22 protein-coding genes are annotated in these 20,380 nt (G+C 61.5%); 9 read left to right on the top strand and 13 right to left on the bottom strand.

Translation table 11 applies throughout. From position 1 onward, the window contains the following. Positions 1 to 26 precede the first annotated feature (26 nt). Together ACZ5YA_RS18760 and ACZ5YA_RS18755 are read left to right on the top strand one after the other, a co-directional pair. Positions 27 to 656, top strand: a complete 630-nt coding sequence (locus ACZ5YA_RS18760; RefSeq protein WP_464091067.1) for an IS630 family transposase — start codon at positions 27 to 29, stop codon at positions 654 to 656. A gap of 61 nt (positions 657 to 717) precedes the next feature. Further along, on the top strand, positions 718 to 993 hold the full coding sequence (locus ACZ5YA_RS18755; RefSeq protein WP_370632954.1) for a transposase: 276 nt from the start codon (positions 718 to 720) through the stop codon (positions 991 to 993). Here ACZ5YA_RS18755 and ACZ5YA_RS18750 read toward each other — a convergent pair. The 11 genes from ACZ5YA_RS18750 to ACZ5YA_RS18700 form a co-directional block, all read right to left on the bottom strand. Continuing rightward, positions 888 to 2,480 (bottom strand): methyl-accepting chemotaxis protein, encoded by a 1,593-nt coding sequence (locus ACZ5YA_RS18750; RefSeq protein WP_220637686.1) that lies wholly within the window; start codon positions 2,478 to 2,480, stop codon positions 888 to 890. The genes ACZ5YA_RS18755 and ACZ5YA_RS18750 overlap by 106 nt on opposite strands. Positions 2,481 to 2,485: 5 nt before the next feature. Further along, a complete protein-coding gene (locus tag ACZ5YA_RS18745; RefSeq protein ID WP_464091066.1) occupies positions 2,486 to 2,758 on the bottom strand; it encodes a hypothetical protein in 273 nt (90 codons plus the stop codon). Positions 2,759 to 2,827: 69 nt separating this feature from the next. Then, positions 2,828 to 3,692 (bottom strand): IS5 family transposase gene (locus ACZ5YA_RS18740; protein ID WP_156445078.1). Its coding sequence is split into 2 segments (ribosomal slippage): positions 2,828 to 3,275 and positions 3,274 to 3,692, totalling 867 coding nucleotides; the frame shifts between segments, so codons are not numbered across the junction. 178 nt (positions 3,693 to 3,870) lie between these two features. Beyond that, complete coding sequence (gene dmpG, locus ACZ5YA_RS18735) at positions 3,871 to 4,926, bottom strand: 4-hydroxy-2-oxovalerate aldolase (RefSeq protein WP_086911722.1); 1,056 nt, start codon at positions 4,924 to 4,926, stop codon at positions 3,871 to 3,873. 13 nt (positions 4,927 to 4,939) lie between these two features. Next, positions 4,940 to 5,881 carry an acetaldehyde dehydrogenase (acetylating) gene (locus ACZ5YA_RS18730; protein WP_086911723.1) on the bottom strand — a complete coding sequence of 314 codons (942 nt, stop codon included), beginning with the start codon at positions 5,879 to 5,881 and terminating at the stop codon, positions 4,940 to 4,942. An 11-nt stretch (positions 5,882 to 5,892) separates the two neighbouring features. Beyond that, on the bottom strand, positions 5,893 to 6,684 hold the full coding sequence (locus tag ACZ5YA_RS18725; protein ID WP_464091065.1) for a 2-keto-4-pentenoate hydratase: 792 nt from the start codon (positions 6,682 to 6,684) through the stop codon (positions 5,893 to 5,895). Between the two features lie 38 nt (positions 6,685 to 6,722). Further along, positions 6,723 to 7,751 carry an amidohydrolase family protein gene (locus ACZ5YA_RS18720; RefSeq protein WP_464091064.1) on the bottom strand — a complete coding sequence of 343 codons (1,029 nt, stop codon included), beginning with the start codon at positions 7,749 to 7,751 and terminating at the stop codon, positions 6,723 to 6,725. After that, on the bottom strand, positions 7,748 to 8,083 hold the full coding sequence (locus tag ACZ5YA_RS18715) for a non-heme iron oxygenase ferredoxin subunit (protein ID WP_220637682.1): 336 nt from the start codon (positions 8,081 to 8,083) through the stop codon (positions 7,748 to 7,750). Before ACZ5YA_RS18715 ends, ACZ5YA_RS18720 begins: the two co-directional genes overlap by 4 nt. A gap of 23 nt (positions 8,084 to 8,106) precedes the next feature. Beyond that, positions 8,107 to 9,327, bottom strand: a complete 1,221-nt coding sequence (locus tag ACZ5YA_RS18710; protein WP_220637681.1) for an NAD(P)/FAD-dependent oxidoreductase — start codon at positions 9,325 to 9,327, stop codon at positions 8,107 to 8,109. 8 nt (positions 9,328 to 9,335) lie between these two features. Next, on the bottom strand, positions 9,336 to 10,406 hold the full coding sequence (locus ACZ5YA_RS18705; RefSeq protein ID WP_220637680.1) for a DODA-type extradiol aromatic ring-opening family dioxygenase: 1,071 nt from the start codon (positions 10,404 to 10,406) through the stop codon (positions 9,336 to 9,338). A 31-nt stretch (positions 10,407 to 10,437) separates the two neighbouring features. After that, on the bottom strand, positions 10,438 to 11,064 hold the full coding sequence (locus ACZ5YA_RS18700; protein ID WP_220637679.1) for a MarR family winged helix-turn-helix transcriptional regulator: 627 nt from the start codon (positions 11,062 to 11,064) through the stop codon (positions 10,438 to 10,440). Positions 11,065 to 11,194: 130 nt separating this feature from the next. Here ACZ5YA_RS18700 and ACZ5YA_RS18695 point away from each other — a divergent pair, with 130 nt between their 5' ends. The 7 genes from ACZ5YA_RS18695 (at position 11,195) to ACZ5YA_RS18665 (ending at position 18,734) form a co-directional block, all read left to right on the top strand. Beyond that, complete coding sequence (locus ACZ5YA_RS18695; protein ID WP_210570454.1) at positions 11,195 to 12,511, top strand: aromatic ring-hydroxylating oxygenase subunit alpha; 1,317 nt, start codon at positions 11,195 to 11,197, stop codon at positions 12,509 to 12,511. 11 nt (positions 12,512 to 12,522) lie between these two features. Next, positions 12,523 to 13,020: an aromatic-ring-hydroxylating dioxygenase subunit beta gene (locus ACZ5YA_RS18690; protein ID WP_157896433.1), complete on the top strand. Its 498-nt coding sequence runs from the start codon at positions 12,523 to 12,525 to the stop codon at positions 13,018 to 13,020. Between the two features lie 30 nt (positions 13,021 to 13,050). Continuing rightward, positions 13,051 to 13,881 carry an alpha/beta fold hydrolase gene (locus tag ACZ5YA_RS18685; RefSeq protein ID WP_086911732.1) on the top strand — a complete coding sequence of 277 codons (831 nt, stop codon included), beginning with the start codon at positions 13,051 to 13,053 and terminating at the stop codon, positions 13,879 to 13,881. A gap of 16 nt (positions 13,882 to 13,897) precedes the next feature. Then, positions 13,898 to 14,881: a PdxA family dehydrogenase gene (locus tag ACZ5YA_RS18680; protein ID WP_157896434.1), complete on the top strand. Its 984-nt coding sequence runs from the start codon at positions 13,898 to 13,900 to the stop codon at positions 14,879 to 14,881. A gap of 106 nt (positions 14,882 to 14,987) precedes the next feature. Further along, the gene (locus tag ACZ5YA_RS18675) at positions 14,988 to 16,325 is read left to right on the top strand and encodes an IS1182 family transposase (protein ID WP_086910894.1); all 1,338 of its coding nucleotides are present in this window, start codon (positions 14,988 to 14,990) and stop codon (positions 16,323 to 16,325) included. A gap of 174 nt (positions 16,326 to 16,499) precedes the next feature. Beyond that, on the top strand, positions 16,500 to 17,513 hold the full coding sequence (locus tag ACZ5YA_RS18670; RefSeq protein ID WP_086911734.1) for a Bug family tripartite tricarboxylate transporter substrate binding protein: 1,014 nt from the start codon (positions 16,500 to 16,502) through the stop codon (positions 17,511 to 17,513). 216 nt (positions 17,514 to 17,729) lie between these two features. Next, positions 17,730 to 18,734 (top strand): Bug family tripartite tricarboxylate transporter substrate binding protein, encoded by a 1,005-nt coding sequence (locus tag ACZ5YA_RS18665; RefSeq protein WP_086926855.1) that lies wholly within the window; start codon positions 17,730 to 17,732, stop codon positions 18,732 to 18,734. 277 nt (positions 18,735 to 19,011) lie between these two features. Here ACZ5YA_RS18665 and nadC read toward each other — a convergent pair whose 3' ends face one another. Together nadC and ACZ5YA_RS18655 are read right to left on the bottom strand one after the other, a co-directional pair. After that, a complete protein-coding gene (gene nadC, locus ACZ5YA_RS18660) occupies positions 19,012 to 19,869 on the bottom strand; it encodes a carboxylating nicotinate-nucleotide diphosphorylase (RefSeq protein WP_464091063.1) in 858 nt (285 codons plus the stop codon). Between the two features lie 20 nt (positions 19,870 to 19,889). After that, positions 19,890 to 20,378 carry a bacteriohemerythrin gene (locus tag ACZ5YA_RS18655; RefSeq protein WP_086911737.1) on the bottom strand — a complete coding sequence of 163 codons (489 nt, stop codon included), beginning with the start codon at positions 20,376 to 20,378 and terminating at the stop codon, positions 19,890 to 19,892. Positions 20,379 to 20,380 lie beyond the last annotated feature (2 nt).

Below are 20,380 nucleotides of genomic sequence, written 5' to 3'. Positions count from 1 at the left end.
CGTTGACCGAGGAGTACCGTGCTCGGATGTATGTCCTGCTCGAACTGTACGCGCGACCAATATCCAAAGCCGAGCCGGTCATTTGCATCGACGAGAAAAGCCTGCAACTTATCGCCCATAGCCGACCTCCATTGGCCATGGCGGCGAGCAGCCCAACCAAGCATGGCTACGAGTACGTACGCAACGGCACCACCAATCTGTTCGTGGCTGTCGAGCCCAAGGCGGGACAGCGAATCGTATCTGTCACCGAGCGACGAGGAAAGGTTGACTTCGTCGCCTTCATCAAAGAATTGCTCACTGGCGTATACGCCAAGGCACGACGAATTCACTTGGTGCTCGATAACCTGAACTCGCACTTTAGAAAGTGCTTTGATGATGTGCTGGGCAGTCGTGCGGCCGCCAAGCTCCTGCATCGGGTGGAGTTTCACTACACCCCAAAGCACGCGAGCTGGCTGAACATGGCAGAAATCGAGATTGGCATTCTCAGTCGCCAATGCCTGGATCGGCGCATTGCCAATCGTGAATTACTCGAATCCGAGGTTGCTGCCTGGCAGCAAGCCCGCAACGAGAAAGAGCGAACTATCGAGTGGCACTTTACTCGACAGGATGCGGACAAAAAGATGGGTCGAAATTATGTTTCTCAACTTTCGTGTTGATGTACTAGAGCGGCTAATATTTCAATGCAAGACCTGACCCCAACACCCGGATAAGTTCTAAATGGACCGCAAAACAGGACCCAAGCATTTCGGCATGAAAGCGCCTATTGGCGTGGATAAGGACTCAGGGCTGGTACACGCTTTGACAACGACGGCGGCCAACGGCAGCGACATCAGCCAGACACCGGAGTTGATGCGCGGACAAGTATGCGCTGTCTGGTCAAATGCGGGCTACGTTAGCCGGAAGGTGCCACTCAGTGCATTCATACGCGAGGCCTGTTCCGACAGCAGACCCGCCGCTGCGGCACTCTGCTCCACCAGCGCGACATTTTGCTGAGTCAGTGTTTCCACCTGTTCGAGTGCCAAACTCACATCGCGGATATCGTCGTTCTGCTGCCGCGTCGCATCGGTGATCTGACTGATCACGACAGCCACACGCTGTACCGAACCGACGATGTCCGCCATCGTCGCGCCAGCGCTATTCACTAATTTGCTGCCAGACTCGACCTTCTCGACACTGGCGCCGATCAGTGCATTGATCTCTTTGGCTGCGACGGCCGAACGGTGCGCCAACGAGCGCACTTCAGCGGCCACTACCGCAAAGCCTCTGCCTTGCTCGCCAGCCCGTGCCGCCTCGACGGCTGCGTTCAATGCCAGCAGGTTGGTCTGGAAGGCGATGCTGTCGATGACGCCAGTAATGTTGGCGATCTTGCGGCTTGAATCGGCGATGGCCTCCATGTTACCGATCACTTGCTGAATGACTGCGCCACCACGCTGCGCAGCCTGCGCTGCGGCGCTCGCAAGGTCGTCTGCGGACAAGGCTGCTTGCTCGCTTTGTAACACTGCGCTTGTCAACTGCTGCATTGAAGCCGTGGCTTGTTGCAGTCGTGTGGCGGTCAGCTCGGCTCGGTGCGATAGGTCGGAATTGCCTCCTGCCATCTCACTACTAGCCAAGTGGATGCTGTCGGCCGTCATCTGGATGTCACTGACGATGCTCCGCAGACCCCGCTGCATGTCAGTCAAGGCATCGAGCAAGGCACCAACCTCGTCGCGCCGGGTGGTCACCATCGATGCCGATAGGTCGCCTTGTGCTACTGCGCGTGCGAGTACTACCGCCTGGGCCAGTGGTTGGGCAATACTGCGTGAAATGAGTCCCGCTGCCAGCAAGCCGACTACCAGCGCGGCCCCTACCGCCACAGCCATGACGGTCCGCACCTGCCGAGCCGTGGTCTTCGATTCGAGGGCCGCTTCATGCATCGTGGAATTTACGCTTTGCTTGAGCTTGTCGAGCGTGAGGAACCACGCGTCCTGTGACGGACGGAGTTGGTTGATCGTGAACTGGGCCAACTGCTCACGACTGATACCGGCCGTGGCTTTCAAGGAGATTTGGTTCATCGCTGTCAGGGCCCCGCTGCTTGTCTCATTCAGCGTCTTGATCTGCGTTGCAAGTCCCATAGTCTGGTCGCCTTCACGGATCGACGCATCGAGTTCCTTGACGCGTTCCTCGTAAATTTTGGATGATTGCTCCAAACGCTTTACTTCGTAGGCAATATCCTCAGGATCGTCGTTCAGCGACATGGAGGTCACTGACAAGGCCATGTCCGATACTGCCTTCTCCATCGTGCTCACGATTTCCGCACGTCGGTAGTCGAGGTCAACGACATTCTGTGTGCGGGCCGCCAGCGCGCCCGTATAGAACCAGCCGAGCATGCCGATGACGGCCAACAGCAACAGCACCAGTGCGAAGCCGATATGGAGGCGCATGGCAATGCTGAGATGGTTCAGGGCCGAAAATTTCGGCCAAACAAGGCGGGGATGTTGCATTGGAATCATTTTTTCTGTTCGGCTGCCGCTGCAGCTGAGTCCATTTGCTGTGCCAGGTCGTCCGGTAGTTTGTTGTTGATGGCAACGGCGTAGAGCAGCACCAAGGCAACCACCAGCACGCCGCCGAAGATCGCCGCTTTGTGATTTTGCAAGTGAGCCTTTAAACCGCGAAAATTGAACCAGATATGAATGGAGGCGGCCACCACCATGACCAGGCCGAACAGCTTATGTACAGGGTGCATCTGGATGGTGAAAGAGGGTTTTTCAATGACAAACATCAATAGCCCGGATGTTGCCATGGCCAGGAAAGATACAGCCAGTGCGATAGCGGATAGTTTTCTTAGGATTTATCCGTAAATAATATTGACAGGTAGACTGATCTTTCGCAAGGTGATGATGGCGGCGGCCAGATGGTTAAGCGCGAGAAACGTGTGCTCCAGCTTTTCGTAGCGCACGAGCAGCTTGCGGAATCTGTTGAACCACCCATGGCATGCCTCCACCACCCAGCGGCGCGCCTTCTTCTGCGGATTGCGTTTCTTGCGCTCTGCCTCGCTCTTGCGGCCCACTACATGCGGGATATAGCCGTGGGCCAGGATGATCTTCATGGCGTTCTTTCCCCGGTAGCCGGCATCAGCGCATAGGTGCTTGCTGCGCCGCTGCTTGGGTGTGGGGCGCTTGATCATGCAGGACGCCAGCACAGCCTCAAGTTGCGTCACGTCGTGCGCGTTGGCCCCAGTCACGACGAGTGACAACGGGACGCCACGCCCGTCCACCAGCAGGTGACGCTTGCTGCCCTTTTTTCCCCCGATCCGTCGGGTTGCGCCCCACAGCCTCTTGTGCCAATGGCGCCTTGAACATGGCCCCATCAATGCTTTGCCAGCGCCAGGCAACGCCTTCGAAATCATCGTACTCAGCAAGGCCTGCACGCCACAGGTTCTCAAAGAACCCGGCCTTGGACCACAGCATGAACTTCTGATGGATCGCGCTGGCGCTGCCGAAGCGCTCAGCAGGCAATGCCTTCCATTGGCAGCCAGTGCGCAGCACATACATGATGGCCTCGAACACCAGCCGTGGCGGTTTGCTCGGGCGGCCCGCTCCGGCTGCGCGCTTGTACTGCTTGTCAGGATCGCGCGCAGGCTGTGGCACCAGCGGCTCCACCCGGCTCCAGAACTCGTCCGTCACTTCCCACGAATTGGCATGCGCCTTGGCCATCTACACCTCCTGCGCCGCATCACGGGCGACTCAGGAACATAGTTTAATTTACGGATAGATCCTTAACATGTGAAAGTCCTCTGGGGTTAACAGTAAACACGAGGGTAACACGGTGGCTACTAGCTGTCGTAGAGGATGCGGTTGGCGTAGACCAGCGTTTCCACCAGGGCCTCAGTCTTCATCCCGCCTGGCTCATCACCGGCTGGGCATGCTGGCGCTCATGCTCCTGCGCCTTGAGCAGGTCCAATGCGACGTCGACGATCATGTCTTCCTGGCCGCCCACCATGCGGCGCCGGCCCAGTTCCACCAAGATGTCGACCGCCTTCAGACCGTACTTCTTCGCTGCCACTTCTGAGTGGCGCAGGAAGCTGCTGTAGACCCCCGCATAACCCAGCGCCAGTGTCTCGCGGTCCACGCGCACAGGGCGGTCCTGCAGCGGTCGCACGGTGTCGTCGGCCGCATCCATCAGTTTGTACAAGTCACAGCCATGGTTCCAACCCAAGCGGGTGGCGGCGGCAATGAACACTTCCAGCGGGGCGTTGCCCGCTCCTGCGCCCATGCCGGCCAAGCTGGCGTCCACGCGGTCACAGCCTTCTTCGACGGCGACGATGGAGTTGGCCACACCCAGGCTCAGGTTGTGGTGGGCGTGCATACCGGTCTGGGTTTCGGGCTTCAAGGTGTCCTTGAAGGCGCGGAAACGGTCGCGCACGTCGTTCATGCTCAGAGCGCCGCCGGAGTCGACAACGTAGCAGACGGTGGCGCCGTAGCTCTCCATCAGCTTGGCCTGTTCGGCCAGGCCCTTGGGGGTCTGCATGTGGCTCATCATCAGGAAGCCAACGGCTTCCATACCCAGGTGGCGGGCATATTCGATGTGCTGTCTGGAGACATCGGCCTCCGTACAGTGGGTTGCCACACGCACGATGCGGGCGCCGGCGTCATAGGCCGCCTTCAGGTCGTGGACGGTGCCGATGCCGGGAAGCAGCAGGGTGGCGATTTTGGCATGCTTGACGACGCTGGCCACGGCTTCGATCCACTCGACGTCGGAGTGGGCACCGAAGCCGTAGTTGAAGCTGCCGCCTTGCAGGCCATCGCCGTGGGCGACTTCAATGGAGTCCACCTTGGCGTCGTCCAGAGCTTTGGCGATTTGCTTGGCTTGCTCGACGCTGTACTGGTGGCGGATGGCGTGGCTGCCGTCGCGCAGGGTGACGTCGGAGATGTAGATTTTTTTGTCCATGTCAGTTTCTCCTTCAGGCGGCGAGCATGCGAAGAGCCATGTGCTCGGCGGTGCGCAGGCCGGCGCTGGTCATGATGTCCAGGTTGCCGGCGTAGGCGGGCAGGTAGTGGGCAGCACCTTCGACTTCCAGGAAGATGGAGGTCTTCAAGCCGCTCATGCGGGGGCCGACACCGGGGATGTTGATGGGGTGGCTGGGCTCGATGCGGTCGAACTGCACCTTTTGTTTCAGGCGGTAGCCGGGCACGTAGGCCTGGACGGCGGCGGCCATGCGCTCGACCGATTCGGCGATAGCGTCTTCTGAAGCGAAGTCACTTAGGGTGTAGACGGTGTCGCGCATGATGAGCGGCGGCTCAGCGGGGTTCAGCACGATGATGGCCTTGCCTTTGGACGCGCCACCCACTACTTCAATCGCCTTGGAGGTGGTTTCGGTGAATTCGTCGATGTTGGCGCGCGTGCCGGGGCCGGCGCTCTTGCTGGAGATGGAGGCGACGATTTCGCCGTAGTGCACTTTGGCAACACGGTTGACAGCTGCCACCATCGGAATGGTGGCCTGGCCGCCGCAGGTGACCATGTTGACGTTCAATGCGTCGAGGTGGTCTTCACCATTGACGATCGGGATGCAATACGGGCCGATGGCTGCGGGCGTCAGGTCGATCATGCGGATGCCGGGCTTGAGGCTGCGCAAGAAAGCGTCGTTCTTGATATGGGCACCGGCGCTGGTGGCGTCGAACACGAAGTCGATGTCGGCAAAGATGGGCAGGCGCGTCAGACCTTCTACGCCTTCGTGGGTGGTGGCCACACCCATGCGGGCGGCGCGTGCCAGACCATCGGAGGTCGGATCAATACCGACCATGGCTCCCATTTCAATGTTAATGCCGTGGCGCAGGATCTTGATCATCAAGTCCGTGCCGATGTTGCCACTGCCGATGATGGCAGCCTTGAGTTTCTTGCTCATATTTTCTACCTTCAAACCATGCGGCACGAAACACTGCCCAGCGCGCCGATCTGCGCCCGGACCACGTCGCCTGCGACCACGGGCACCATGGGGCCCAAAGCGCCAGAGAGAATGACCTGACCGACCTTGAGGCCCTGGCCCCGTTCAGCCATGGTGCAGGCGAGCCAGTAAGCCGCGCGCAGCGGGTGGCCCAGGCAGGCCGCACCGGTACCCACCGACACGGTCTGGCCGTTCTTGGTCATGGTCATGCCTAGCTCGCCCAGCGAGACTTGGCCCATAGGAAGCGGCTGGTCTCCCAGTACGTACAAGCCGCAGGATGCGTTGTCGGCGACGGTGTCAACGAGCGTGATCTTCCAGTCGGCAATTGCGCTGTCGACGATCTCGATGGCGGGCAGCGCGTAGGCCACGGCGGCCAAGAATTCAGCGTAGCTCGGTGCCGGGCCGGTGAGGTCGCGGCCCACGACAAAAGCCACTTCTGCTTCGACCTTGGGTTGCAGCAGGCGCGCCATGGGTACGTCCTGGCCACTCAAGACTTCCATGTCGTCGAACAGCACGCCGAAGTCGGGTTGATCGACGCCCAGCTGCTGCTGCACGGCCTTGGAGGTCAGGCCAACCTTCATGCCGACAATGCGCCGGCCTGCGGCCAGCTGCGCCTGGGTATTGAGTTCGGCCACGGCGTAGGCGACGTCCAGTCCGGCAATGCCGTGGCTGGTGCTGATGGGGGCGATGGGCGTGCGCGTGACTCTGGCCTGCAGCAGTGCTGACGCCGCTGCTGTGATCGCAGGGTTGTTGTGTGTACTCATATCATCCTTTTTAAACTGTGCGTTGGAATACGTGGCAGTCACTCTGCCCAGGGCTTGACGATGCTCAGCCAGCGCAGTGCATTGTCACGTCGGAGTTGGCGTTGCGTGGCTTCATCCAGCCCAAGCGCGGCAATGCGTGTGGCAGGCTCGCGGTCCATGATGGCAAAGGGGTAGTCCGAACCGGCCATCACCTGCGTGGGGCCGTAGACGTCCAACAGGTAGTCGATGGCCGCGCCGTCGTACACCAGGTCGTCGTAGAACATCTGCCGCGCAAGGTCGCGTGGCGACTGAGTCATGCACTGGTGCACAGGAGCCATGTGCTCCCAGGCGTGTTGCAGGCGGGGCAGAATCATGGGCAAGGCGCCACCGCCATGACTGAAGGCCACGCGCAGGCGGGGATGGCGCAGCAAGGTGCCCGATGTCATCAGCGAGGCCGCGGCCAGGCCCACCTCGCCGGGAAAGGCCAGCACCTGCTCAAGCAGCGGCGGCCCGACCAAACGGTCCATGCCGCAGGGGCGCAGGGCATGCACGAAAATGGCCGCGCCCAGCGATTCGGCAGCCGCAAAGAAAGGTTCGAAATCGGGATGCCCGATCGGTTTGCCATTGATATTGCTGCCCACCTCCACCCCGGCCAAGCCGAGGTCGCACACCAGGCGATCGAGTTCCCGCATGGCCAGATCCACATCCTGCAATGGCACCGCGCCCAACCCGGTGAAGCGTTGCGGCCGCGCCTGCACCAGCAGCGCGAGCTCATCGTTCATGAACCGCGTCAGCGCCAGCGCATCGTCGGCGTGCAGCCAGTACGACAGAAGCTCGGGCATGGGCGAAACCACCTGATGCGCTACGGCGGTGCGGGCCATGTCGGCCTCGCGGCGTTCCGCGTCCCAAGAAGAATCGGGCACGGTTCGATAGACGCGTCCATCGATCATCACATGCCGCTGGCAAGCCGAGTCGGCCGGCGCCATGGAGGGCCAAGGCACGCCCTTTCGTCGACCCAGAAACGCCGGAAAATGATCTGGAACCCAGTGGGTATGGGCGTCGATCAGTCCACAGGCACACGCGCTCACGTGGCGTCGCACGCGGCTGCTTCGGCCGACAGCCAGACTTGGCCGTCGCGCACTTCCACCGGGTAGGTCTTGATTGCATGCACGCAGGGCGCAGAGGTGGCCGCGCCGGTCCTCACATCGAAGGCGCCCAGGTGTAGGCCGCACTCCACCGTATGGCCCTCCAGGCTGCCTTCATCGGCCAGCGAGGCGTCGCCATGGGTGCAGCGGTCATCGGTGGCATAGACATTGCCGTCGACATGATAGATGGCAATGCGGCGACCGTCTTCTAGGAAAGCGCTGCCTATGGTGCCATTGCACAGATCGTTGAGCGGGCAAAGGGCGGTGGCGTGCATGGGGTTTCTCCTTCGGGCCGGCTTCAGGCCGACTGGGCTTGTTGAACGAGTTGCTTGAGGTTGGCATCGGGTGCGGCCAGCACCTCGGGCGCCAGGGGGCTGCCGGCCGCAAGCAGGCGGCGCAGCAGGTTGAAGTCGCGTGCGGCGTTGATGGCACCAACACCGCACAAGTGGCCCGCCTTCCATTGCAGCAGCACGAAGCTGCCGCTGGCGGGGTCGCCACGCAGGGCATGGGTGTCGCCCTCTGTCAGGCCAGCACACTGTAGGCGCAGACTGCCCTGATCGGACCAGTACCAAGGCGTTTCGTCGTAGGGCTTGGCAGTTGCAGGCTCGACCAGCGCAGCGGCCAATGCCGCGGCCTGGCCCTGGGCGTTGGACCAGGTCTCCATGCGCTCCACCCGCCCACTCAGCGGATGGGCCTGACGCGTGACGTCGCCCACGGCAAACACGCCAGCCACATTGGTGCGGCACCAGCCATCGACAAAGATGCCGTCGTCAGCGGCGATGCCAGCAGCCACGGCCAAACCGTCGTTAGCCAACACGCCTATACCTACTACCACGACATCGGCCTGCAGGACTTGGCCATCGTCCAGCAGCGCGAGGCCGTTGTCGTCCACCGATACGACGGTGCGGCCGAGGTGGATGTCAACCCCCTGGCTGCGGTGGTGCTGCAGCAGGTGCTCGGCAATCAGCGCGGGCGCACTGCGCCCCATCAGGCGCGGCCCTGCCTCCACTACGGTGGCGTGACAGCCCAGTTGCTGCGCCGTGGCGGCCAACTCCAACCCTATGGGACCACCGCCCACCACCAGCAGACGTGTGGCGGCGCCCAGGCGCTGGCGCAACGCGCGCGCATCATCCAGGGTCCGCAGGCTCATCACCCGTGGCGAAGTGGCCAACGCGGGCAGCATGCGTGGCCGCGTGCCGGTGGCAAGCACCAGACGGTCCCAGGGCAGACGCCGGCCATCCTGCAGTTGTACCGTGCGCTGCTCTAGGTCCAGCGCCACGGCCGGGCAGCCGCTGAGCAATTGCACCTCTGGCAAGGGCTCGGGCGAGAGGCGCAATGCAGCCTCATCGCCGTCGATCAGGAATTGCTTGGACAGCGGCGGCCGGTCGTAGGGCGCATGGGCCTCTTCGCCAAGCAGCGTGATAGGCCCGACATGGCCGAGCTTGCGCAGGCCACTGGCCACACCGAAGCCGGCCAGCCCTGCGCCCACAATCACCACCCGGTCGTTATGTGTTTCCATGGCACTCATCAGGCAGGCTGGTAAATGGCAAATACCTTGTTGGAGTTGAACACGTGGGTCTCCACGAAGTTGCTCCACGACAAGGATGCGCCAAGTTCGCCCATGGCGCCCAGCAACGGGCACCAGTTGAGTAATTCCTGCTGGCCGGCGTTCTCGAAGTCTTCGGTGGTGTTGCCACGCCAGACGCCGTGGTTCTGCTCCACCAGCGCACGGTAAAGCACGCGGTCGCTGGGCGTGTCGGGACACAGACGTGACGTGCGGTCGCACAAGAAGGCGTGGGACCAGCTCGACGAAGCGATCAATGCCACACGCCAAGGGGAGTCACGCAAGATGCGTGCGGTGGCCGCGCCCATGTCCATGCAGCGCGCGGGCGATGGACCCGGAGGGTCAAGGTCGAGCTTGTCATCGACGTTGGTGAGGAAGCCGCGGGCCGAAATAACCTTGCGACCGTAGCAATTGATGGGCACAGTGAGGGTCGGGTAGTCCCAGCCTTTGCGGTCGTAATCGAGATAGAGGATGGCGTTGGCGAAGGCGTGAGCCAGGCTCTCGTGGTGCAGCGGCTTGTAGGCATAAGCCATGTCGAAGCCGGCGTCAAGCAGGCCGCAGGTCAGGTACTTTCCGATGTCGCGCCGGCCCTTGAGCCGGTAGTGCATGTCTGGCCCTTCACCCCAGGCATTGGGCTTGCCGTTGGCCATCATCGACGAGCCCTGCGCATGGCGCCAGGGGTAGAGATCCATGTCGTCGTACGCACAGACCGTGAACGGCGGAATGATGTCTTCCTTGAAGTTCTCGTACTGGTCGTCGCCCCAGATCAACACCACATCGGGCTTGAAATCGTCGAGCGCTGCACGCACACGTCTGAACTGCTCGACCAACGCCGCACGGTGAACCGCGGCTGCCGCCACGCCCTGATCGTCGCCCCATTCGGCCTGCATCGCCGGTGCCCAGTTCTGGGCCAGCTTGCGCTCGGCCGGTATGCCGGGGTCTTTGAGCGTCATGCGCAGGATGCTGGCCATCTGCGCATCGGGCGTGGAAAAAGGGGGGTAGTGGGACAGCCCCAGCCCTAGGATTTCTGCCATGTGTTGTCTCCAGTCGTTGGTCTTGTGTGATCTACCTGTGAGGTGCCTGCGCGTCCGATACAGCCCGCTCAGGTGATCTTTTGGCTTTCTTGCCTGCGCGTTCGCGAACGCTCGTCGGCTGCTGCGCGGCATCAATGGACAGCACCATCTGCTTGAGCAAGGCCACCAGTTGCAGGCGCTGCTCACGCGACAGGCCACCCATGAGGTGCTCCATGCGACGCCAGTGGGCGGGCAGGTGCTCGGCCAGAAACGCTTCGCCCTCGGGGGTGAGCACCGCTAGCAGCGAGCGCTGGTCCGACACGTTGAGCTCCCTCCGCACCAAGCCGCGCTCGGCCAGCGTGTTGATGTTGCCCGACAGGTTGTTGGGCTTGACCACCAGCATGGACGCCAAAGCCCCCATGGTGGCAGGCTGCTTCACTCGCTGCAGCGTGGTGAGGATGTTGAACTGCAGCGGTGACACGCCCATGGAGTCGAGCTCATCGGACTGATCGCGATCGAGCACCGCAAACGCCCGGTAAACCGCCAGCAAGACCCACAGCGCCGAGCCATCAAGCTGCTTGTCCAGCGCCGCACTAACAGCGACCTGTTCACTGAGGTAAGGCAAGGGAATCCCCTCCTTCTCGGCTTGCCGCGTCAAGCTCTTGGTTGCTGGTTTCATGAATCACCTTCAAAATTTATTTACTTCATTTTGTGAATAGTTCAAATTATGACATAATTTCTTCTAAGTTGACGCAAGCAAGAGCCACTGTCTGCGACCGACCCACTCACACATTCAGGAGACAGCCGAGATGACACAGACCATTCAATTTCACCCCAGCCGCGCCAGCGGCTCCGACGTGGGCGCCCTGGTGCAGGATGGCCGCGTCCATTCGAGCGCCTTCACCGATGCAGAAATTTTTAAGCTTGAACAAGAACGCATCTTCGAGGGCACCTGGGTCTATATAGGCCACACCTCCGAAGTGCCCAAGCACGGTGACTACCGCGCGCGCCGCATGGGTCGCCAACCGGTTTTGATGATCCGCAACGGCGAAGGCGAAGTGCAGGTGTTGATGAACCGTTGCCGCCACCGTGGCGCGATGGTGTGCGAGGGCGAGGCGGGCAACACCAAGCACCTGCGTTGCTGGTTTCACGGTTGGGTCTACGACGCCAGCGGCAACCTGATGCAGGTGCCGGGCCAGGGCGCCTACGGCCCCGAGTTCGACCAGAAGGCCATGGGCCTGAACAAGCCACCGCGCGTGGAAACCTATCGTGGCTTCGTTTTTGCCAGCCTAAACGCGGATGTTCCCAGCTTGAGCGATCACTTGGGTCCAGCCAAGGCCGTGATCGACCTGATGGTGGACGCCTCCCCCGTGGGCGAACTGCGCGTGGACGCCGGCGTGCACAAGACCGTCTACAAGGGCAACTGGAAACTGGTCGGCATGGACGGCTACCACGTGCACTATGTACATGCGTCGGTGATTGCAGCCTGGAACCGCGACCCGGACTCCGGCATTGCTGCCACCCACCGCGGCGACCCCTTCGATGACGAGTCCGCCAGCCGCACGCGCGACTTGGGACATGGCCATGTGATGCTGGACCTGACCCAGCACCGCATGGGCCACTACGACCAATTCACCGCCATGCTGGAAAAACTGCCCGGTGGCACCGACTACATCGAGACCATGAAGGCCAAGCACGGCGAGGAGCGTTCGCGCCTGCTGATCTCGCTCTCAGGCGATCCGCATGTGGGCATCTACCCCAACCTGCAGCTCATCAACAACCAGATCCGCATCCTCAACCCGATTTCGCCGGAGGAATGCGAAGTGATCATGTTCCCCGTGCTGTTCGAGGGCGTGAGCCCCGAGATCAACGCCTTGCGACTGCGCCAGCACGAGTCCTTCTACGGCCCTGCGGGCTCTGGCTCGCCCGACGATGCCGAGATCTTCGAGCGCGTGCAGAAAGGGATGATGGCCCAGGTCAACCCCTGGCTGGAAATCTCGCGCGGCCTGCACCGCGAAGAACACGGGGCCGATGGCGTTATCACCGGACGCATCTCGGACGAAGTCACGCAACGTGGTCAGATGCGCCAATGGCGCGAACTCATGACCGCCCAAACCGCCCAGTAAGGATCCCAGCAATGAACGCCACCACCACGCACTCGCTCGAATTGGTACACGACATCGAGCATTTCCTCTACCAAGAAGCCGCCTTGGCCGATGAGCACGCCTACAACGACTGGCTGGCGCTGTGGACACCCGAGCTGCTGTACTGGGTACCCTGCAACGCCGACAACATTGACCCGACCAAGAAGGTCTCGCTGATCTTTGACGACCGCCCCCGACTCGAAGAACGCCTGTTCCGCTTGGGCACCAAGCACGCGCACTCGCAGAACCCCCGCTCGCGCCTTTCGCGCATCGTCGGCAATGTGCGGCTGCACAACTTCGACCCCGCCACCGGTGGCGAAGTGAGCTCGCGCTTCAACCTTACCGAGGTGCGCACCGACCGCATCACCGTGTGGGCTGGACGCCAGCACCATGTGCTCGAACGCCACAGCGACACCTGGCTAATGCGCGAGAAGCGGGTCTATCTGGTCAACAATGACAGCGTGCTCGGCAACATGACTTTCATTATCTGAACGCGCAACGACACAAGGAACGAGACCTCCATGACACAAAACAATAACCCCGAGATCGGCCACAGCGTTGAAGCGGCTGGCATACGTACCAACTACCTCGAAGCAGGCAGCGGCGCGCCGCTGGTTCTGCTGCATGGTTCAGGGCCAGGGGTCACGGCCTGGGCCAACTGGCGTCTGGCCATTCCCGAATTCGCCAAGACCCACCGTGTGCTGGCACCTGATTTGGCTGGCTTCGGCTACACCGAGCGCAAGGCCGGCGTGGTCTACAACCTCGACTACTGGGTGCGCCACATCATTGGTTTTCTCGATGCACTGAAGATAGAACAAGCCGATTTTGTTGGCAACTCCTTCGGCGGAGCCCTCACGCTTGCCGTGGCTACGCGCCACCCGGACCGCGTGCGCAAGGTCGTGCTCATGGGCTCTGCGGGCACCGAGTTCACGCTCACCCACGAACTTGACGCAGTGTGGGGATATGAGCCCTCGGTCGAGAACATGCGCACAATCGTGCAGATGTTCGCCTACGACAAGTCGCTGCTGACCGAGGCACTGGTGGCTTCGCGCTACGATGCCAGCATCCGCCCTGGCTTTCACGAGTCGTATTCCAGCCTCTTCCCGGCACCGCGTCAGCGCCACATCGCCGCGCTGGCCACGCCCGAGGACAAGTTGCGTGCGCTGGACAAACCAGTGCTGCTGGTGCATGGCCGCGAGGATCGCGTGATCCCGCTGGACAGCAGCCTGCGCCTGCACCAGTTGCTGCAACGCTCCGAACTGCATGTCTTTGGCCAGTGTGGCCACTGGACGCAGATCGAGAAAAAGGACCGCTTCGTGGGAGTGGTTGAGAACTTTCTGGCTGCCGCCTGAGCGCGCCACGCCAACCATGTCAAAGACATCGAACAAGCCCCTGATCGCCGCCATGATCGGCGACCCAGCGGGCATAGGTCCTGAAGTCTGCGCCAAAGCGCTGGCCAGCGCTGAACTTGACGGCCTTTGTGACAACGTGCTGATCGGCGAGATTGGCGCGGTGCAGCGGGCAGTGCAGGTCTGTGGCATCACCCGCGAGGTACGCCACGTGAGCGCGCCCGAAGAAGCGCGCGGCCAGCGTTTCATCGCCGTGCTCGACCCCGGCGATGTAGTCCCCACCGACTACGCAGTGGGTTCGCCTTCGGCGGCAGCCGGCAAGGCGGTGGTGAACTGGATCGGCCTGGGCCAGCAGCTTGGCCAAATCGGACGCATAGACGGTCTGGTGCTGGCCCCGGTGGACAGCGTCTCGCTCAAGCTCGGTGGCCTGGTGAAGGACATTGATGAACTGCAGCCGCCGGACACCCACATGCTTCGTCTGAACGGCTCGTTGCGAGTGGTCCCCATCACCGAGCACATACGCGTGCGCGATATCGCCGCCACCGTGAAGCAGGCCACCGTGCTCGAACTCATCCGCCGGCTCGACCACCATCTCAGGCGCTGGGGCATGACCGCACCACGCATTGCGGTGGCCGGGCTCAACCCGCATGCCATGTTCGAGGAAGACCGCGAAGAGATCGCGCCCGCCGTCGAGCAGGCCCGCGCCGCCGGCATCGACGCCAGCGGCCCGATCTCGCCCGATGCGGTGTTCCGTCTCAACCTCGAGGGCCGCTACGACGCCGTGGTGACCATGTACCACGACCAGGGCCAGATCGCGGTGAAGACCGCCGCCTTCGCGGGCGCCTGCACGATCTACATGGGCCTGCCCTACGTGATGATCAACGTGCCGCACGGCAGCGCGTTTGACATTGCCGGCCAGGGCAAGGCCCAGCACGACAGCTTGCTGGCCGGCCTGCGAACGGCCGCCGCACTGGCCTCGGGAAGCGCATTCCTGACGACCTGATTACCAGCGTTCACTGACCCGCAACAACAACAGGGGACTAGGAGTCTGGGCGGCAGAAACCCGCCTCGGGGGATGAAAGCTGGCACGAAGCCTGCTGTGTTCAAGAATGAGCACCAGCTACGTCGCCTACCACCCCGAACAACAGCAACTGCTGCCGCCAGCCCTGCAAGACTGGCTCCCGCAGGGCCACCTAGCCTATTTCATCAGCGACACCGTAGACAGCCTGGATCTGAGCGCCTTTCACGCACGCTACGCCAGCGGTGGCTCCCGCAACCAGCCCCTGCACCCGGCCATGATGGTCAAAGTTCTGGTCTACGCTTACGCCACAGGGTGCTTTAGCTCACGCAAGATCGCCCGCAGGTTGCATGAAGACATCGCCTTTCGGGTGCTGGCAGCGCACAACTTCCCCGCCCACCGCACAATCCGGGACTTTCGGGCCCAACACCTGGGTGAGTTCACCGAACTCTTCACCCAAGTCGTGCGCCTGGCCCGGGAGATGGGTCTGGTCAAACTAGGCACCATCGCTGTAGACGGCACCAAGATCAAAGCCAACGCCAGCCGCCACAAAGCCATGAGCTACGCGCGCATGCAAACCGCCGAGACTGAACTCAAAGCCCAGATAGCCGCATTGCTGCATAAGGCGGCCCACACCGATGAGGCCGAGAAGAACGAGCCCGAGCTGGACATCCCCGCAGAGCTAGAGCGCAGGCAAGCTCGGCTGGCCGCCATTGAAGCAGCCAAGGCCCGGCTGGAGGCACGCCAAGCCCAAGCCGATACACAGCGCGGCCGCAGCCACGGCGATGGGCGCAATCCCCGCGACAAAGACGGCAAGCCCAAAGCAGGCCGCCCCTACCAACGCGACTTCGGCATCCCCGAGTCCAAAGCCCAGGACAGCTTCACCGACCCCGACAGCCGCATCATGAAGCGCGCAGGTGGCGGCTTTGACTACAGCTACAACGCCCAGACCGCAGTGGACGAGACAGCCCACATCATTGTGGCCGCCGAGGTGGTGAACACCAGCGCAGATGTACAGCAACTGCCCATGGTGCTGGATGCGGTCCAGACCCACACGGGTGTACAGCCAGCACAAGTCCTGGCCGATGCCGGCTACCGCAGTGAAGCCGTAATGGCCAAGCTGGCCCAGGTCTATCCGGATACCGAACTGGTGATTGCATTGGGACGCGAAGGCAAGGCACGGGCTACGCCCAAAGACGCAAACCGCTACCCGTACACGGTGGCCATGGCGGCCAAGTTGCAAACCGAACAAGGCCAGAAGGACTACCGCAAGCGCAAGTGGATCGCCGAGCCGCCCAACGGCTGGATCAAGAACGTGCTGGGGTTCCGCCAGTTCAGCATGCGCGGTTTGGAGAAGGCAAAAGCCGAGTTCAAGCTCGTGTGCATGGCGCTGAACCTGCGCAGAATGGGGGCCATTCAGGTGGGGTGAGGCGGGAAATGCGAGGCAAAGTGCCGGCTGCGACTTCTGAGCGTGGTTGGGCTGCTTCAACCGCGCCATAGAGATCGGCTGCGGTGAGTGCGTTCACCACAGCCTACGTCGCTGCCAGCCGCTGGGAGGCGATTGGAGTTGGCTCAAAATGTTCTGCTGCCCAGACTCCTAGCAATGAAATTATCTCCCACTTTCAAGATCGCCCGCATGCGCCTGGCCATCGCTGCGGCCCTCGGCACCCTGCTGGTGGCACCTACCGCCTGGGCCCAGGCGAACGGCTACCCCAACAAGCCCGTCAAGCTGATCGTGTCGTTTCCGCCCGGTGGCTTTGCCGACCTGGTGGGCCGTTCACTGGCACAGGCACTCAACCAGGCCTGGGGCCAACCAGTGATCATCGACAACCGACCCGGTGGCGCCGGCATCCTGGCCAGCGAACTGGCAGCCAAGGCCGTGCCCGACGGCTACACGCTGTACCTGGCCACTGACGGCCCGTTCGTCATTAACCCCTACCTCTACAAGACCCTGCCCTACCACCCCATCAACGACTTCATGAACGCCGCGCTGGTGGCCTACACGCCGCTGGCCCTGGTGGTCAACCCGCAGAAGGCCGACGTCAAGACCGTGGGCGAGTTCGTGGCACTGGCCAAGACACGCGAGATGGAAAAGCGGCCGATGGAGTACGCCTCGGGCGGTTCTGGCGGCCCGCATCACCTGTCGATGGAAGCGCTGCGCATGCTGGCCGGAGTGGACCTCACACACATCCCTTACAAGGGCGGCTCACCAGCGTTGGTTGATGTGGTGGGCGGCCAGGTGACGACCATGTTCTCGGCGATCTCGACGGCTGTGCCGTTCGCCAAGGCGGGCAAAATACGCATCCTGGCCACGGGTGGCGCCAGGCGCTCGCCGATGGCGCCTGAGGTGCCGACTTTCGCCGAAGCCGGCTTCCCCGGCTTCGAGGTCGGCGCCTGGGCCGGCGTGGTCACCCCCAAGGGCACGCCGCAGGCCATCGTTGACAAGATCGAGGCTGACGTGCTGAAGATCGTGCGCGACCCGCAGTTCCAGCAGAAGTTGCCGGGCGTCGGTGCCGAGCCCTACCCTGGCACAGCAGCCGAGTTCCGCAAACTCATCGTCAAGGATCAGGCACGCTACAGCAAGCTCATCCGCGACCTCAACATCAAGGGCGACTGAGAGCCGCCGCCGAAAGAGGCAGGACCTGTGACTAAGACACAGAACCAGCCCACCTTGCCGTCGCTGATGTGGATGAACGCCGGAATCGAGCCAGGTCCAGCAGCGTATGCGGCTTGATGGCCGGCCTGCGAACGGCCGCCGCACTGGCCTCGGGAAGCGCATTCTTGTTAACCTGATACCTCGCTTTCACTAACCTACAACAATCGGAGACAAGCCATGAAGACATCCCTCAATTTCAAAGCCGCGCGCACGCGCCTGGCCATTGCTGCCGCCATCGGCGGCATGCTGCTCGCGCCTACCGCCTGGGCCCAGGCGAACGGCTACCCCAACAAGCCCGTCAAGCTGATCGTGCCGTTTTCGGCCGGTGGTTCTGTGGATGCGGCGGCCCGAATTGTTGGTCAGGGCCTGGCTCAGCAACTCGGTCAGCCAGTCATCATCGACAACAAGCCTGGAGCTGATGGCGCAATCGCGACGAACGAGGTGATCAAGTCGCGACCCGACGGGCACACGCTGCTATTTGCGACAAACACCGCCATTCTTGCGGTACCCACTTTGCGGCTCAAGCCCCCTTATGACCCGCTGTCAGCGCTAACACCGGTAGGCTTTTGGAGTCGTCAATCAGCGTTCTTTCTTTTCATGCACCCCAGCGTACCAGCGAATAATCTCAAAGAATTAATTGGTTTTGCGAAGGCCAACCCAGGCAAGCTGAATTACGCCACTGGCAACTCAACTGGGGAGTTAGCATTTGTACAAATGAGGCGCCTTGCTGCTATGCAGGTGACCAAGATCCCGTACAAAGGGGAAGCGCCTGCAGTGCCGGATCTGCTTTCTGGTCGCGTCCAGATCATGCTGGCCTCGACCATCAGCCTCCTGACCATGGCGAAGGAAGGCAAATTAAAGGTGCTGGCGGTCATAGGCGACAAGCGCAACGCATTGGCTCCTGAGGTGCCTACGTTTGCCGAGGCTGGCTTTAGCGGGATCACGGTAATTCCGTGGGGCGGAGTCTTTGCACCGACGGGAACTCCGCGCGACGTAATAGACCGCCTTTCAAGAGAGATGAGTGTGATCCTGCGACGTCCAGAGGTTGTTAAGCAACTGGAACAACAGGGAGTGTCTGTGCAAGATTCGTATCCTGACCCTGACGAAATGAAAAGTTTCGTGAGCTCGCAACTTGATATCTGGAGGCGCCTGGTGGCTGACGAAGGTATCGAACGCGAGTAACTCATCCCGAGTAAGAACTCAATCCTAAATCCGTGACCGCCAAACCAAGCACCGAATATTCATTGAATATCTCCTAGCGCAAAGCCGCCAAGGTACTTGCGAGCTTGCAGCACGTACACGATGGCCTCGAAGACCATGGGTGGGGGGCTTGGCCGGTCGTGACCCGCTTCCAAAATTCATCCTTCACCGCCCACGAGTCCCCGTGCCTGTTGGACATCCATCGCTTCTACCGCATCGATCTGACAGAGTCCACGCAATTTCAACGAGTTGCTGGAACTCACCGCTCGACAGGTTTATCCATGAAACGCATCGAAAAATCAACCGCAGTGATGTCTTTAATCAACGCACCAACAGATATGCGATCAACCCCTGTCTCCGCATAAGTTCTGAGATTTTCAAAGGTCACTCCGCCTGAAATCTCCAGACTACAAAGCCCTCGCGCAAGGTCAACCGCTCTTCGGATTTGATCCAGCGGCATATTGTCCAGTAACACCATGGCGACACCAGCTTCAAGAGCTTCCTCCAATTGGCTGAGCGTTTCGACTTCGACCTGTATGAATTTCGACTGAGCCGACATCCGTTGTGCGGCCTTGAAAGCAGCCGTCAAGCCACCGGCGGCAGCAATGTGGTTTTCCTTGATCAGGATGGCGTCGTAGAGGCCCATGCGGTGGTTCTTGCCGCCACCGCAACGCACTGCGTACTTTTCGGCGAACCGCAGTCCGGGAATGGTCTTACGCGTGTCCAGGATGGCGGCTTGCGTGCCTTCCACTGCCTTAACGTACTTAGCCGTCTTCGTGGCCACCGCGCTGAGGGTCTGCATGAAGTTCAGACAGGTGCGCTCGGCGGTCAACAAATCACGTGCGGGGCCGACGATTTCCACAACTTTTTGATTCGACCCACACCACTGACCGTCCTCGATCATCCACGTGGCAAGCGATGTGGGTGCGACTTGCTTGAGCACCTCCGTCACCCAAGGCTGACCACAGATGACCGCAGACTCACGGCACAAAATGGTCGCCTGCGCCATCTGCTCCGGCGGCACCAGCGCAGCGGTGAGGTCTCCGCTGCCTACGTCTTCTTGCAGCGCGCGGCGAACGTCTTCTTCAACTTGAACGTGAAATTTCTCTGAGTTCATTTTCGATTCGACTTCAGAAGTTATTCCGTTTTCAGATGAGATGCAGTCATGAGGCCCAAGTCGCGACGCAACACCACCGGTTTGCCACCCAGGCGCTGCTTGCAAATCCAGTGCGCCAGCGCCGAATCGAGGTAATCGGCGTGGCCGGGGAACCAGCGCGCCAACTCGTCGGCCAAGCGCCGGCATTCGGCAATGTTGCCCTGGGCCAGCAGTTGCCGCACCTGCTCCACAGAGGCCATCACGGCGGCGTGCTCTTCGATGTGGCATGCGCGCGCCGGGAAGTCGGTCTCGACCATCCAGAGGTCCTCGGTCTCGAAGTGCGAACGGGCGTGCGCGACGAGCGCCTCTAGGCAGCGTGGTAGATCCGCGTCCTGCGCGGTCTGCAACGCCTGCACGGTGTCGACGAATTCGCGGTGCACCGCGTCCATTGGGCCATAGCCGAGCAGCAGGGCATCGCTCCACTGCAGCGGTGCGACCGTTGAAGAATCCAAGTAAGTTTTCGTTTCCATAT

Source organism: Achromobacter sp. JCM 18799, from assembly GCF_055395645.1.
This window is presented reverse-complemented; position numbering and strand designations above follow the sequence as displayed.